This is a genomic window from Polynucleobacter sp. AP-Kaivos-20-H2, from assembly GCF_018882215.1.
In the GTDB taxonomy this organism is placed as follows: Bacteria; Pseudomonadota; Gammaproteobacteria; order Burkholderiales; family Burkholderiaceae; genus Polynucleobacter.
On sequence record NZ_JACVOX010000002.1, the window covers coordinates 746,505 to 761,122 of the forward strand.

Here is a 14,618-nt window from a genome sequence, read left to right on the forward strand (position 1 = left end):
CTGAACCTTTCCACAATTTATCCACATCTAATCCCCAAACTTATTACTAGGGTTGTCCACAACCTTATCCACAAGCAAAAAACTACGCCTTTAAGGTTTGCTCAATAACATGAATCTCATGGTTTAACTGGCCATCATGGGCTCGCTCATCTGCAATCTTGCGAACGGCGTGAAGGACGGTTGTGTGGTCCCTACCGCCAAATAATTCACCAATCTCCGGCAAACTTTTTTGTGTCAATTCTTTAGCCATAAACATTGCAATTTGACGGGGGCGAGCAATATTAGCTGGACGCCTTTTGGAATACATGTCTGCAACCTTGATGCTATAGAAATCAGCAACCGCCTTTTGAATGTTTTCAACAGAAACTTGACGATTTTGGATGGAAAGCAGGTCTTTTAGTGCTGTTCTAGCAACCTCAATCGTGACCTCGCGACCGTGGAAGCGAACAAACGCCAAAATCTTTCTCAAAGCCCCCTCTAGCTCACGAACGTTTGAGCGTAGGTGTTTTGCCACAAAGAATGCAACATCCTCACTCATGGGGATGCCTTCACTAATGGCCTTTTTCATTAAAATAGCGACACGCATTTCTAGTTCCGGCGGCTCAATGGCAACCGTTAGCCCGGAATCAAAACGGGAAATAAGGCGATCATCAATACCCGCCATTTCCTTGGGGTAGGTATCACTAGTAATAATGACTTGGGCTTTGTTGCTTAATAAGGCCTCAAAAGCGTAGAAAAACTCTTCCTGAGTCCTGGATTTGCCGCTAAAAAACTGAATGTCATCAATAAGTAAGAGATCTAAGGAGTGGTAGTAGCGCTTAAAGCGGTCAAACGCCTTTTGTTGGTATGCGCGGACCACATCTGAAACATACTGTTCGGCGTGGATATAGCGAATACGGGCGCTTGGCTTCTCTTTTAAAAGGTGATTACCAATCGCGTGAATTAAATGGGTCTTACCCAGGCCTACTCCACCATATAAGAACATGGGGTTGTAAGAGGTTCCAGGGTTGTGCGCCACCTGAATAGACGCAGCCCTAGCAAGTTGATTGGCTTTACCAGTAACAAACGTTTCAAAAGTAAGATTTGGATTGAGTTTCGAATGATCTTCAATCTCAAAAGCACTCTCTTCTACCGATATGCTTGGTTCCGGGATCTCCACAAAAACATTTTTTTCTGTGGGCTCTTCTATCGATACTGGGGGTGCGGTATTGGTTGCGCCACCCTCGACAGAAAGCGTAAAACTGACATTAATGGGGCGCCCAAAATACTGGGAGGCCAACTCTTGGAATCGGTCGGCAAACGTTTTTTTGGTCCAGTCCAACTTAAATCGGTTGGGAGCTCCAATTGTTAGTGAGTCATCACTTTCAACAAAAGACAATAAGGTAAGAGGCTGAATCCACGTTTTAAACTGTTGGGGCGACAGTTCGCGAGATAAAATGCCGATAGCATCATCCCAGAACCCCAGTGGGCTAATTGAATTCAAGGCGGGGGGATTGTGTAGGTTGCTCATATTTTTGGAGGATCCATTGTAGCGATGCTCCAAAGTTATCCACAAGCAACAAAAACGTGGAAAAGCTGTGGATAACTTGTGAACAATATAAAAATCTCTATTTAAATTAATGATTTAAGAGAAATTTGACTAAAAATAGAGAAAAACACCTACATATTCATTAAGATTGATTGACCTTTTGCTCTGCAACAAGGAAAATACTTGGTTTTCCAGGGATCGAACATGAAAAGAACTTACCAACCCTCAGTAACTCGTCGCAAGCGTACACACGGCTTCCGTATTCGCATGAAAACCAAAAGCGGACGCGCAGTTTTAAATGCTCGTCGTGCAAAAGGCCGCAAGCGTTTGGCTGTGTAACTTAGCCATTGAATAGCGCAAGGATTTCTGAATTACTTAAAGCACGCCCCAAGACAAGTTTGTACTGGGGTATGTATATTGCATCCACTCAAGAGGGCCTCAAGCCTGACTTGGGGGTTGCGGTAGCAAAGAAGTTGGCCAAAAGAGCGGTTGATCGAAACCGCCTAAAGCGGATGATTCGCGAATTGGTTTGGACGGCTCAAGCCAACACATTAAACAAAGATGTTGTGGTCAAGCTCAAAAAACCAATCGGTCGCGAAACCCGGGGCAGACTCAGAAAAAAAGAAAAAGAAATTTTGCGCTCTCAAATTTCGGGGCTGCTTTAGGTGCGCGCCTTAAATAATGCGGCAATTAAGTTGGTAAAAATATATCAATTCGCCTTAAGTCCATATTTAGGTATGCACTGCAAGTATGTACCCAGCTGTTCGCAATATGCATGTGACTGCTTTAGTCATTACGGATTTATTAAAAGCTTTGGCCTAACGGCGTGGCGTCTTTTGCGCTGCAACCCGTTGTCACACGGCGGTTATGATCCTGCTGTAAAAGATACAAAACACCAACTTAAGTGAATGTAAATGGACTTTAAAAAAACAATTCTTTGGGCAGTATTCTCGATGTCGGGTCTCATGCTCTACAACAATTGGCAGGTTCATGAAGGTAAGCCATCCTTGTTTGGTGGCGCCCCAGCGAGCTCCCCGGTTGCGGCTGACAAGACCACAATAGGAGGCAAGGTTGATGTCCCCATGCAAGCTGCAGGCGCGCCGGCTGTTGCCGTAACGCCAGTGCTTAGTGGCGGCACCATAGAAGGCGCAGAAAAGTTCACACTCCAAAATGATGTGCTGGCATTGGAAATTAGTGCCAGCGGAGCGAATGTAATTGATGCTAAGTTATTAAAAGAATTAACTGCTGAGAAAAATCCAGTAGAGCTTTTTCAATACACACCAACACACAAATACTTTGCACGATCTGGTTTAATTTCTTTAAACAACAACGACCTTCCAAATCACACGAGCACCTTTAAATTAGTACAGTCAGGAAAAGATGGTTCAGGCAGGCCGTTTGCAGTGTTAGCCAGCGAACGCAACGGCGTCAAGCTTGAAAAAACATTCATCCTAAATCCTGGTAGCTATGTAGTAGATGTTGGCCATCGCGTCACACAAACAACAAGCAACCCAAACCCTATTGTTTTGTACACAGAAATTGTGCGCGACGCTTCACAAGAGCAAAAAATCGGCCCATTTGGCGGCGCCTTCTCAGCCAGCACATTTACTGGGCCGGCCGCGTACACAGACAAAGAAAAGTTTAATAAGCTGGAGTTCTCGGCAATTGATAAAAACAAAATTACCATTCCAACGCAAGTTGCTGCTGGTGAGCCAGCTTGGATCGCCATGGTTCAGCATTACTTTGCGAGCGCCTGGATTCCAGGCGACAAAGATGCGCGGGATATTTATGTTGGAAGAATAGATAACGGCCTGTACCGAATTGGTATGCAAACACCCCTCGGTGTTGTTGCCCCAGGAACAACCGTAGTAGAAAAAGCCAGATTATTTGTGGGACCTCAAGAAGAAAAGGTTCTGGAGACGATTGCTCCAGGCTTTGAGTTGCTTAAGGACTACGGTTATCTGACCATCATCGCTAAGCCTATTTTCTGGCTGTTAGAAAAAATTCATGGTTATGTTGGTAACTGGGGTTGGTCAATCATTCTGTTGACCATCTTAATTAAGTTGGTGTTCTTCCCCCTGTCTGCTGCAAGTTACAAATCGATGGCTCGCATGAAAGAAGTGCAACCACGCCTGGTAGCGATGAAGGAGCAGTACAAGGGCGAACCACAGAAGCTCAACCAAGCCATGATGGAGATGTATCGCAAGGAAAAGATTAATCCGTTGGGTGGATGTTTGCCGGTTGTCATTCAGATTCCCGTGTTCATTTCTTTGTATTGGGTACTATTGTCATCGGTTGAGATGCGTGGCGCACCATGGGTTTTGTGGATTCATGACCTCTCAGTCCCTGACCCGTACTACATTTTGCCAATCATCATGGCCATCTCGATGTTTGTGCAAACCAAACTGAACCCAACGCCTCCAGATCCAATTCAGGCGAAGGTGATGATGTACATGCCGATCGTCTTTTCAATCATGTTCTTTTTCTTCCCTGCGGGCTTGGTTTTATATTGGGTTACTAATAACCTTCTATCGATTGCTCAACAGTGGCAGATTAACCAGATGTTTGGAAAAAAGCCCGCTAAGTAATTTGAGCGCGGCATAACTCGCTTGCAATAAATAGACAGCAATGATGACGAGAAAAGTGCCCATCATTGCTGTTGCAACAGCGCCGGGCAAGGCGGGTGTCGGGGTTATTCGCATCAGCGGAAAAAATTTGAGCGCTATGTCGAGCGCACTGTTTCAAAAAACCCTTTCTCCAAGACAAGCAAATCTATTAACACTCTGCGATGAGAGTGGCCAAGCCATTGATCAGCTTATTGCAATTCATTTCGTTGGACCAGCTTCTTTTACGGGCGAAGATGTTTTAGAGCTTCAGTGCCATGGTGGCCCACAACTTCTTGAGTTGGTGATGAAACGCTGTTTAGAGTTGGGCAAAGCCGAGGGACTTGTCATTGCAGAGCCGGGCGAATTTACCCTGCGTGCCTATCTCAACAACAAAATTGATTTAACCCAGGCTGAGGCTATTGCAGATTTAATTGACGCGCAAAGCGAGGCTGCTGTTCGCGGCGCAGCTCGTTCTTTGCAGGGTGCTTTTTCTGACGACATCAATAATCTCATTGAAGAAATTACTCAACTCAGGATTTTAGTTGAGTCGACTTTAGATTTCCCAGAGGAAGAAATTGAGTTTCTAGAAAATGCTCAGGCGCGCCAGCGCTTAACCGCCGTTAAAGAAAAGTTAAAAGCTTTACGTGCTGGCGCTAAACAGGGAAAAATCTTGCGTGACGGGATTCAGCTGGTTTTGGCTGGAGCGCCCAATGTGGGGAAAAGCTCTTTGCTTAATCGCTTGGCCGGCGAAGAGGTAGCCATTGTTACCCCCATTGCCGGGACAACCAGAGACCGGGTTAAAGAAAGCATCACCATTGACGGTGTGCCTATGCATATTATTGATACAGCTGGTCTGCGCGAAACAACCGATGTTGTAGAGGCAAAAGGCATTGAAAGATCCTGGGATGCCATTCGTTTGGCAGACATAGTCATTTTTTTGACTGATGCTCAGTCGGGCGCCCAACAGGACGACCTAAAAGCCCAGATTTTGAGGGAATTACCACCTAAATGCGCTGTGCTTGAGTTTGTCAATAAGGCTGATTTGCTCCAAGAATCATCAAAAACTGCGCCCAGTGAAGCTTTGCTGATTTCCGCCAAAACTGGAGAGGGAATTGAGGCGCTAAAACAGAGGATTTTGGAGCTTGTGGGCTGGGCTGGACCCCAGGAGGGTGCCATTTTGGCACGCAGAAGGCATTTAGACTGTATAGAGCGCGCTGCCGAACATATTGAAAAATCAGAAGAATTCGCTGTAAATGGCAATAATTCTCTCGAATTATTTGCAGAAGAGCTCTCTTTGGCCCAAAGACACTTGGGTGAAATTACCGGAAAACTTCTTCCAGACGACCTTTTGGGAAAAATCTTCAGCCAATTCTGTATTGGCAAGTAAAGGGTTTGTGCTGTGTCTAGCCCACAGAGCAAATGTGACCGAAATGTTAAAATCGTCGGATTAAAAAATTTAATTTTCATAGGGAAACATATGACTTCAACTACTAGCGGCCAGATTAATGTGAATGCGCCGGCTTACGTAAAAAACAAGCGTCTAATTGAGTGGGTTGGCGAAGTGGCAGCTCTTACCAAGCCTGACGCCATTCGTTGGTGTGATGGCTCACAAGCTGAATACGACGAATTGTGCGAGTTATTGGTGAGTGCTGGTGTATTTAAGCGCCTTAACCCTGCTAAGCGTAAAAACTCATTTTTAGCTTTGTCTGATCCTGAGGATGTGGCGCGTGTCGAAGATCGCACCTTTATCTGCTCAGCAAAGAAAGAAGATGCTGGTCCAACCAACAATTGGGTAGAGCCAAGCGAAATGCGTGCAACATTGAATCCATTGTTTGATGGTTGTATGCGCGGTAGAACCATGTATGTAGTGCCCTTCTCTATGGGACCAATTGGTTCACCAATCGCACACATTGGTGTCGAGTTATCTGATAGCCCTTATGTTGCGATCAACATGAAGTTGATGACTCGCATGGGTAAAGCGGTAATCGATCAGCTTGGTGCTGACGGCGAGTTTGTTCCTTGTATTCACACTGTGGGCAAGCCTTTGGCTGCTGGTGAAAAAGACGTTGCATGGCCAAACAACAAAAACAAATACATTGTTCATTACCCAGAAACACGTGAGATTTGGTCTTTCGGTTCAGGCTACGGCGGTAATGCATTGTTAGGTAAAAAATGTTTTGCATTGCGCATCGCCTCCAATATGGGTCGCGATCAAGGTTGGTTGGCCGAGCACATGTTGATCTTGGGCGTAACTTCACCTGAGGGTAAGAAATATCACATTGCAGCTGCATTCCCTTCTGCATGTGGCAAAACCAACTTCTCCATGATGATTCCTCCAAAAGGATTTGAGGGTTGGAAAGTAACCACTATTGGTGATGACATTGCTTGGATCAAGCCACGCAAAGATGCTGTTACTGGCAAAACCCGTTTGTTTGCGATTAACCCAGAGTCTGGCTACTTTGGCGTTGCTCCTGGAACAAATCGCCAAACAAACCAAAACTGTATCGACTCCCTCAATCAAGATGTGATCTTCACAAACGTTGGTTTGACTGATGACGGTGATGTTTGGTGGGAAGGTTTGACAGAAACTCCACCAGCACACTTGATCGACTGGCAAGGTAAGGATTGGACCCCGGCTGACGGCGCTGCTGGCCGTAAAGCCGCGCACCCAAACTCACGCTTTACTGTTGCAGCAACTAACAACCCAGCGGTTGATCCAAACTGGGATGATCCTGCAGGCGTTCCTATTGATGCATTCTTGTTTGGCGGCCGCCGTTCAAATACCGTGCCTTTGGTTAGCGAGGCGCGCGATTGGGTTGAAGGCGTTTACATGGCTGCAACATTGGGCTCTGAAACTACCGCAGCAATTACGGGTCAAATCGGCGTTGTACGTCGTGACCCATTCGCAATGATTGCATTTGCCGGTTACAACATGAGCGACTATTTCCAACATTGGCTCAATATTGGCAAAAAGCTTGAAGCCGAAGGCGCAGTATTGCCTAAGATCTACTGCGTGAATTGGTTTCGCAAAGACGAGAATGGCAAGTTTGTATGGCCAGGCTTCGGTGAAAACATGCGCGTTCTTTCTTGGATTTTGGGCCGCGCAGAAGGTAAGGCAAGCGGCAAAGAAACTCCGTTTGGTATTACCCCAGAGTACAGCGATATGCATTGGGGTGGCCTCGACTATTCCGCAGAAAAGTTCACTAAAGCGATCACCGTTGGAATTGATGATTGGAAGAATGAGCTTAAGCTGCACACAGAATTGTTCGAGCATCTTGGCGATCGCTTGCCAAAAGAGATGAAAGAAACTCGCTCCAAGATCGAACAACGCCTGAATGCTTAAGCTTCATAAGCCTTTAGCAATATCAAGCGTTTTATCAAGACTTAATCAATGACCAAACCCCAACACCATGAAATAGTGGTGATTGGGGCAGGCATTTGTGGGGCAACCATTGCAAATGAGTTGCTTGAGCGCGGCCAAGCAGTTTGTATTATTGACGCCGCACCATCCCCAGCCACTGCTTGTTCAAGCCATGCTTACGCCATCGCACATCCGCATATTGGCAAAGGGTCTCCCCGTTTATTGCGTTTAACGCGCCTTGCATTTCTACTAGCAGAAGCGCGCTGGAAAAATGTGTGGCGGCAACACGGGATATTTCAGCCGACCAAAAAAGATAAAACTTTTGATCGAGCTGCAACAGAAGAGCATCTCCATTCATTGAATCTTGATGAAGACATGGCCATTGCAATGGATGCTCAAGAGGCTAAACAGTTTTGTGGAGTTGAACAAAGCGGTATTTGGTTGCCGCGTGGCGCCGGTTTAAATTTGCATGAAACAAGCAAGGAGTTGTTACACGAACAACGGCGATTAACTTGTGTGTGGAACACGCGCATCGCGCGCTTAGAAGAGCTCAGGAATCAGTGGCATTTATTTGATGCCTCAAACAATCTGATTGTGACAGCAAATCAAGTTGTAGTGGCCTGCGCCATGGAAGCAAAAGATCTTATGAATAGTATCGGTATTCGTTTGCCCTTAAGGCCTGTGCGCGGCCAGTTGAGCATTTTCACGGTTCGGAAAGATGACCCTTGGATCAAAAAATTACCTCAGGTTGGCATCTCTGGAGATGGATATTGTTTGCCAGCCAAGCGACTTGATGATGGCAGTTATCAATGGATTGTTGGATCTAGTTTCGATGAGGGAGAGGATGAACTCTCACCAAGAGAAAGCAGTGATGACTTCAATCGTGAGCAGGCTAAGCGCTTAGTGGATTACGAAGAAGGTAATCTTTCTTCGTTAATGAAGTCTGGAGAGTTTGTGGGCATTCGTTGTGTCGCCGGCGATCGTTTACCAATCATCGGCGCACTTCCTCAGCGCCCAGGAATATTTTTAGCTACTGCCTTGGGCTCGAGAGGAATTTTGTGGTCCGCTCTAGCGGCTAAGCTGATTACAGCTCAACTGCTAGAGGATGACTTTGCTTTGCTTGCGCGCTTAGGTTTTGCTGCAGACTTAGTCGCTGCACTTGCGCCCGCTCGTTTCTTTGCGGGAGCGGCGCCTTCAGCCTTAGGCGCTTTAGCCTCAAATTCAAAACCAATTTTGCCGGCAGAATCTAGCGCTAAATAGGCCTTAAAGCCACGGCCAGTGCGGTTTGACTTAAAGTTAGTTAGAAGATCTGTTTTGCCCTCTTTCAGTAACTTCTGAACCTGTTCTGGCGAGACCTCTTGTTGTAGAACTACTTTTCCGGTTTTGAAATCACATGATTTATTGGGGCCAGTATTGTTTTCACAAACGTAACGCATGCCATCTTCATATACTGCGCCCGAACACTTTGGACAAACGCCTAGCGCTAGACGGCCCGTGAAATCGACGGCTTCAGTCTCATCATCTTGCGTGTTGCCAAAATCAAACTCAAGTTTGAAACCCGCATTTGGATAATCTTTGTCATCCTCTGGAATTTCGCTTAATTTAATAATTGCGGCAAATGGACGCCCCATTTTGCTGCGGAAACCTTGCAGAGGTCCGATGATTTTTTCACGCAACAACTCTTCAACTTCAGGATATTCAAATGCGCGCCCACCAGGTGTTTTGCTAATCGTAAAGCCGCACTTTTCACAGGCAAAACGTCGATAGTTTTCCTTTACCGGACCCTTACAGTGTGGGCATGGCGTGGTCATGGTAGCGTAGTCGCCTGGAATGGTATCGCTATCGTATTCTTTAGCACGCTTGACGATGCGCTGAGTCATTTGCGCGATCTCTTGCATGAAAGTATCGCGATTCATCTTGCCCTGCTCGATGAGAGAAAGTTTGTTCTCCCAGCTACCAGTGAGATCAGGGCGAGTTAACTCTTCAACATCTAAGCCGCGCAACAAAGTCATTAGTTGGAAGGCTTTTGCAGTTGGAATCATCTCACGAGCTTCGCGCACCATGTATTTTTCAGCCAGCAGGCCTTCGATGATGGCAGCTCTAGTTGCTGGTGTACCCAATCCCTTTTCAGCCATCGCTTCGCGCATGTCATCATCATCAACCCACTTACCCGCACTTTCCATTGCAGAGAGTAAGGTTGCTTCTGTATAGCGTGCTGGCGGCTTGGTTTTCAATGGCACAGCTGCAATAGACTCAGTTTGTACGGCCTCACCCTCTTGGACGGGAACGAGTTCATCGTCTGCTTGATTAGATTTGCCGTAAACCGTTAGCCAACCAGGGTTTACAAGCACACGACCTTCGGTTTTAAAGTGGTGTCCGGACGCCTCGGAAATGCGTGTGGTCACTCGGAACTCTGCGGCAGGATAAAACACGGCCAAGAAACGACGCACAACCAAGTCGTAGAGCTTGGCTTCGGGCTCGCTTAAAGTTTTAGGCGTTTCTAATGTTGGGATGATCGCAAAGTGATCAGAAATTTTAGAGTTATCAAAAATTCGTTTGTTTGGCTTTACCCAACCATAGCCGGCCTTGGCCTTGGGATCCTTTGGGTCACCCTTCAAAATTTGTTTAGCAAAAGCACGATATTCTTGCGAATGCTCAGCAAGGTTCTCCATGGTTTGTTTAACGGTATCGAGGTAGTCTTCAGGAAGCGCTTTTGCGTCGGTGCGTGGATAGGTTAATACTTTGTGGCGCTCATATAAAGCCTGTGCAAGACCTAATGTATTTTTTGCAGAGAATCCAAAACGCGCGTTTGCTTCACGTTGCAAGCTAGTTAAATCAAATAGCTGAGGAGCAAGCTGTGAAGCAGGCTTGGCTTCTTCAGTCACGCTTGCTTTTTTGCCGCGGCATGCAGCCACAATACTTTGAGCTGCAGCCTCACTCCATAGGCGGTTCTCACGTGCGTCGGGCTCGGCAGCATCCTTTTTGAATTTAGGGTCAAACCAGCGGCCTTCATACACGCCAGCAGCAGCGATAAATTCAGCCTTCACTTCCCAGTAATCTTTAGAGATGAACTTGCGAATGAGCTCTTCGCGCTCCACCACAATAGAAAGCGTTGGAGTTTGCACACGACCTACAGTCGTTAAGAAGAAGCCGCCGCTCTTGCTATTAAAGGCAGTCATTGCGCGCGTGCCATTAATGCCAACCAACCAGTCTGCCTCTGAGCGACAACGAGCCGCATCAGCAAGAGGCTTCATATCTTCATCGCTGCGTAAGTTGGTAAAGCCTTCGCGAATGGCGGCTGGAGTCATCGATTGCAACCATAAGCGCTGAATAGATTGCGATGCCTTTGCGTGTTGCGCAATTAGGCGGAAAATTAACTCGCCCTCGCGTCCCGCGTCACAAGCATTAATGAGGGCAGTAACGTCTTTGCGCTTAATGAGCTTTTGTAAAACCTTGAGGCGTGACTCAGTTTTTGCAATCGGACGTAAATCAAAATATGGCGGCACCACCGGCAAGTTGGCAAATGACCATTTGCCGCGTTTTACGTCAAATTCTTCGGGGGCAGCAATTTCTAATAAATGCCCAACCGCGGAAGAGATTAGGAATTCATCGCTCTCAAAATAATCTTCATACTTTGTAAAGCCGCCCAAGGCCTTAGCAATGTCATTGGCAACAGAAGGCTTCTCTGCAATGATGAGCGCCTTAGGGTGATCCCCGGCGGTAGTCTTTGGGCTGCTTTTTTTGGTAGTTGCTTTAGTTGCCACGCGTTATGCCTAAATTTGAGCTAGAAATGATGTTTTTGGGGTAAAACGGATGGCCAATTTATACCAAAATCGGACTTAGCCAATTGCACACCCCTTTTTTATTATTAACCGATAAATTGGGAAAAGTCCAAAACCCGCTATTTTTGGCCAGTTTTGGGAGGGTCGATACCCCCGGTTTTAAGATAAAAACCCCTTTTTAGGCTGTTTAAATGATATTTTGCTTAAAAACAAAGCTCTTCCAGAACATCATCCGGTCTAAAGGCTAGTTTTGCGCCTTGCTGAATAAGCAAATGACAGCCGGCAGAATTTGTGCTTTGGATGGGCCCAGGGAGGGCAAAAACCTCTCTTCCAAGGTCTGCGGCCAGGCGTGCAGTGATGAGGGAGCCTGACTTTTCCGCCGCCTCTATTACAACGACACCAAGCGCTAAAGCGGCAATAATGCGATTTCTTCTAGGAAAGTGCCATGCTTTCGGTCCCGACCCCAGAGGGAGCTCAGACACCAATACTCCCTGCTGGCTAATGGCTTGAGATAGTCCAATATTTTGCCGGGGGTAGACGACATCTATGCCGGTTCCTAATATTGCCGCAGTGTAATGATTGGGTCCAAGCTCAATGGCGGCTCGGTGGGCGGCACTGTCGACCCCCCTTGCTAGGCCAGAAACGATCAAGGCGCCCGCTTTCGATAATGCTTGAGCAAACAGACATGCATTTTTTAAACCTTCAGGGCTGGCGTTTCTTGAGCCTACGATCGCAATCATGGGTCTTTTCAGAAGATGAATGTTTCCATATATATAAAGACACCCTGGGGGATCATATAAATCACGGAGGCGACTTGGGTAATGATGGCTTTGACGATCGATTTGGAGAACGGCATTAGGTACTGGTGATGTTTGCATAAATCAATTTTGTTCTTTGGGGGAATTGCGGCAATCAGGACAGACTGATAGCTCTGTTGGATAATTCCTATATGGCTTTGTTATCCGTTCTTTGTTACCCAGACCCACGCTTGCACAAGGTTGCTAAACCGGTGGAGCAAGTGGACGCTCGCATTAAAAAAATTGTCGCCGATATGGCAGATACTATGTATGAAGCTCCCGGCGTTGGCTTAGCTGCGACGCAGGTAGATATTCATGAGCGCATCGTGGTGATTGACGTGTCTGATGGACAAAACGAATTAATGGTTTTTATCAACCCAGAAATTGTTTGGGCAAGCTCTGAAACAAAATCTTGGCGTGAGGGTTGTTTATCTGTTCCCGAGTTTTATGACGAAGTTGAAAGACCATCCGAGATTCGAGTGAAGGCTTTAGATGTTGACGGTAAAGAATTCGAACTAGAGGCTGATGGTTTATTGGCAGTTTGTTTGCAGCATGAGTTAGACCATTTGCAAGGCAAGGTGTTTGTTGAGTATTTATCCATACTTAAAAGAACTCGTATCTCACAAAAAATGAAGAAGCGCGCAAAAGAATTAGTAGGTCAGCGCTAAGCGCCCGAATGAAAATCGTCTTTGCTGGAACTCCTGAGTTTGCTGCGCAAGCGATGCGCGCAATTTACGATGCTGGTCATGAAATTGTTTTGGCTTTAACGCAGCCCGATCGCCGTGCCGGCAGGGGCATGCACCTTCAGGCAAGCCCAGTTAAAGAGTTTGCTTTGCAAAAAAATATTCCCGTGCTCCAACCAGAGACGTTGCGGCTCACTAGTGCAGATCCGCAAAAGCGAGCTCAAGCTGCAGCTGCTAATGAGCGCTTATCCTCCATTGATTTTGATGCCATGGTGGTGGTGGCCTATGGCTTGATCTTGCCCCAAGAGATTTTAGATATAAGCGAGAGAGCAGGAAGACACGGCAGCTTTAATATTCATGCCTCTCTGTTACCGCGCTGGCGTGGTGCAGCACCAATTCAGCGAGCAATTGAAGCAGGCGATGCCAAAACGGGCGTTTGCATTATGCAAATGGATGTCGGCTTGGATACCGGAGATACTGTTTTGGTTACTGATCTTGAAATTGCTCGTGATGAAACGAGCGCAAGCTTACATGATCGCTTAGCAGATCTTGGCGCAAAATTGATAGTGGATGTTTTAAATACTTTAGAGCAAGGCAAAGATTTATCTCGAGTACCTCAAGAAAAAGATGGCATTACCTATGCTGAAAAAATACTGAAGAGTGAGGCGGAGATCGATTGGACTCTCACTGCCAAAGAAATTGATCTGCGCATTAGGGCCCTTAATCCCTTCCCAGGGGCAAGTAGCAATCTCAATGGACTGGCTGTGAAGTTTTGGAATTCAAGACTTGCAGACCCAAAATCTGTAAGCGCCATCGGTAGAGCGGGCGAGGTGCTTGGTTTTAGTAATAAGGGCGCATATATACAGTGTGGTGAAGAGGTGCTTGAGGTCTTAGAGATGCAAAAATCGGGCGGTAAAAAAATAGATGCCAAAACGTGCTTGCAGCCGATTGTTGTTGGTGAAAAATTGTTGTGCTTTCAAACAAAGGAGTAGAAATGTTTAATTTTGCAAAGACTGCTGTTTTGATGGCAGCAATTACGGCACTCTTTATTGTGGTTGGCGGTATGTTGGGCGGCGAACAGGGCATGTTGATGGCTTTGGTGCTGGCTGTTGGAATGAATTTTTTCAGCTATTGGTTTTCCGACACCATGGTTCTGAAGATGACTAATGCTCAACAGATTGATGAAAGATCTGCCCCCCAGTTTTACGGACTCGTTAAAGAGTTGTCGGAGAAGGCTGGCTTGCCGATGCCTAAAGTATTTTTAATTAATGAAGATGCTCCTAATGCTTTCGCAACAGGGCGCAATCCAGACCATGCTTCGGTTGCCGCAACAACAGGCATTCTGAAAATTCTCTCAAATCGTGAACTACGGGGTGTGATGGCGCATGAGCTTGCCCACGTTCGCCATCGTGATATTTTGATTTCGACTATTGCCGCCACTATGGCGGGAGCCATTTCTGCATTGGCTAACTTTGCCATGTTCTTTGGTGGGCGCGATTCTGAGGGTAGACCCAATAATCCAATAGCCAGCTTGATGGTGGCAATTTTGGCCCCGATCGCAGCAAGCTTGATTCAAATGAGTATTTCTCGCGCAAGAGAATACGAAGCTGATCGCGGTGGCGCCGAAATAAGTGCTGATCCTGAGGCACTAGCGCAGGCACTAGAAAAAATTCATAACTACGCGCAAGGCATTCCGTTTCAAGCGGTTGAACAGCATCCTGAAACAGCGCAGATGATGATTCTTAACCCCTTGAGTGCTGGCGGTCTTGCGCAACTATTTTCAACCCACCCACCAACTGAAGAGCGGGTGGCACGTTTAATGAGTATGGCTAAAAACGGGGTATATCCCGGAGCAAATTAA

The 14,618-nt window shown here is 46.5% G+C and carries 12 protein-coding genes and 1 pseudogene; 10 read left to right on the forward strand and 3 right to left on the reverse strand.

From position 1 onward, the window contains the following. Positions 1-82: 82 nt before the first annotated feature. The gene (gene dnaA / locus ICE89_RS08250) at positions 83-1,510 is read right to left on the reverse strand and encodes a chromosomal replication initiator protein DnaA (RefSeq protein ID WP_255558760.1); all 1,428 of its coding nucleotides are present in this window, start codon (positions 1,508-1,510) and stop codon (positions 83-85) included. A 222-nt stretch (positions 1,511-1,732) separates the two neighbouring features. Between dnaA and rpmH the strand changes: the two genes are divergently transcribed. The 7 genes and pseudogenes from rpmH to mnmC form a co-directional block, all read left to right on the forward strand. Beyond that, positions 1,733-1,867 carry a 50S ribosomal protein L34 gene (gene rpmH, locus ICE89_RS08255; protein WP_011903922.1) on the forward strand — a complete coding sequence of 45 codons (135 nt, stop codon included), beginning with the start codon at positions 1,733-1,735 and terminating at the stop codon, positions 1,865-1,867. 8 nt (positions 1,868-1,875) lie between these two features. Next, positions 1,876-2,193: a ribonuclease P protein component gene (gene rnpA, locus ICE89_RS08260; protein WP_255537474.1), complete on the forward strand. Its 318-nt coding sequence runs from the start codon at positions 1,876-1,878 to the stop codon at positions 2,191-2,193. Beyond that, positions 2,194-2,436 carry a membrane protein insertion efficiency factor YidD gene (yidD, locus tag ICE89_RS08265; RefSeq protein ID WP_216263256.1) on the forward strand — a complete coding sequence of 81 codons (243 nt, stop codon included), beginning with the start codon at positions 2,194-2,196 and terminating at the stop codon, positions 2,434-2,436. 6 nt (positions 2,437-2,442) lie between these two features. After that, the gene (yidC, locus tag ICE89_RS08270; protein WP_216265495.1) at positions 2,443-4,116 is read left to right on the forward strand and encodes a membrane protein insertase YidC; all 1,674 of its coding nucleotides are present in this window, start codon (positions 2,443-2,445) and stop codon (positions 4,114-4,116) included. 43 nt (positions 4,117-4,159) lie between these two features. Next, the gene (gene mnmE / locus ICE89_RS08275; protein WP_216265575.1) at positions 4,160-5,521 is read left to right on the forward strand and encodes a tRNA uridine-5-carboxymethylaminomethyl(34) synthesis GTPase MnmE; all 1,362 of its coding nucleotides are present in this window, start codon (positions 4,160-4,162) and stop codon (positions 5,519-5,521) included. A 90-nt stretch (positions 5,522-5,611) separates the two neighbouring features. After that, complete coding sequence (locus tag ICE89_RS08280) at positions 5,612-7,477, forward strand: phosphoenolpyruvate carboxykinase (GTP) (RefSeq protein WP_216263254.1); 1,866 nt, start codon at positions 5,612-5,614, stop codon at positions 7,475-7,477. A 48-nt stretch (positions 7,478-7,525) separates the two neighbouring features. Continuing rightward, positions 7,526-8,527 (forward strand): annotated as a pseudogene (mnmC, locus tag ICE89_RS11740) (FAD-dependent 5-carboxymethylaminomethyl-2-thiouridine(34) oxidoreductase MnmC); the annotation flags it as partial. A 59-nt stretch (positions 8,528-8,586) separates the two neighbouring features. Here mnmC and ICE89_RS08285 read toward each other — a convergent pair. Beyond that, positions 8,587-11,259, reverse strand: a complete 2,673-nt coding sequence (locus ICE89_RS08285) for a DNA topoisomerase III (protein ID WP_216265496.1) — start codon at positions 11,257-11,259, stop codon at positions 8,587-8,589. A gap of 221 nt (positions 11,260-11,480) precedes the next feature. Continuing rightward, on the reverse strand, positions 11,481-12,155 hold the full coding sequence (gene dprA / locus ICE89_RS08290) for a DNA-processing protein DprA (RefSeq protein ID WP_216263252.1): 675 nt from the start codon (positions 12,153-12,155) through the stop codon (positions 11,481-11,483). Positions 12,156-12,226: 71 nt separating this feature from the next. On the opposite strand from dprA, the gene def reads away from it, so the two are divergent. Genes def through htpX form a run of 3 tightly spaced genes read left to right on the forward strand, consistent with a single transcriptional unit; the run spans position 12,227 to position 14,618 of the window. Beyond that, entirely contained in the window at positions 12,227-12,742 is a 516-nt protein-coding gene (gene def / locus ICE89_RS08295; RefSeq protein WP_216263251.1) for a peptide deformylase, read from the forward strand. An 8-nt stretch (positions 12,743-12,750) separates the two neighbouring features. After that, positions 12,751-13,749 carry a methionyl-tRNA formyltransferase gene (gene fmt / locus ICE89_RS08300; RefSeq protein WP_216265497.1) on the forward strand — a complete coding sequence of 333 codons (999 nt, stop codon included), beginning with the start codon at positions 12,751-12,753 and terminating at the stop codon, positions 13,747-13,749. A gap of 2 nt (positions 13,750-13,751) precedes the next feature. Beyond that, the gene (gene htpX, locus ICE89_RS08305; protein WP_216263249.1) at positions 13,752-14,618 is read left to right on the forward strand and encodes a zinc metalloprotease HtpX; all 867 of its coding nucleotides are present in this window, start codon (positions 13,752-13,754) and stop codon (positions 14,616-14,618) included.

Bases quoted from the DNA above. Each gene is read 5' to 3' on its own strand.
- mnmE (WP_216265575.1), top strand. From the start codon at position 4,160: ATGACGAGAAAAGTGCCCATCATTGCTGTTGCAACAGCGCCGGGCAAG.
- htpX (WP_216263249.1), top strand. From the start codon at position 13,752: ATGTTTAATTTTGCAAAGACTGCTGTTTTGATGGCAGCAATTACGGCA.
- fmt (WP_216265497.1), top strand. From the start codon at position 12,751: ATGAAAATCGTCTTTGCTGGAACTCCTGAGTTTGCTGCGCAAGCGATG.
- yidC (WP_216265495.1), top strand. From the start codon at position 2,443: ATGGACTTTAAAAAAACAATTCTTTGGGCAGTATTCTCGATGTCGGGT.
- dprA (WP_216263252.1), bottom strand. From the start codon at position 12,155: ATGCAAACATCACCAGTACCTAATGCCGTTCTCCAAATCGATCGTCAA.
- dnaA (WP_255558760.1), bottom strand. From the start codon at position 1,510: ATGAGCAACCTACACAATCCCCCCGCCTTGAATTCAATTAGCCCACTG.
- def (WP_216263251.1), top strand. From the start codon at position 12,227: ATGGCTTTGTTATCCGTTCTTTGTTACCCAGACCCACGCTTGCACAAG.
- ICE89_RS08280 (WP_216263254.1), top strand. From the start codon at position 5,612: ATGACTTCAACTACTAGCGGCCAGATTAATGTGAATGCGCCGGCTTAC.
- rpmH (WP_011903922.1), top strand. From the start codon at position 1,733: ATGAAAAGAACTTACCAACCCTCAGTAACTCGTCGCAAGCGTACACAC.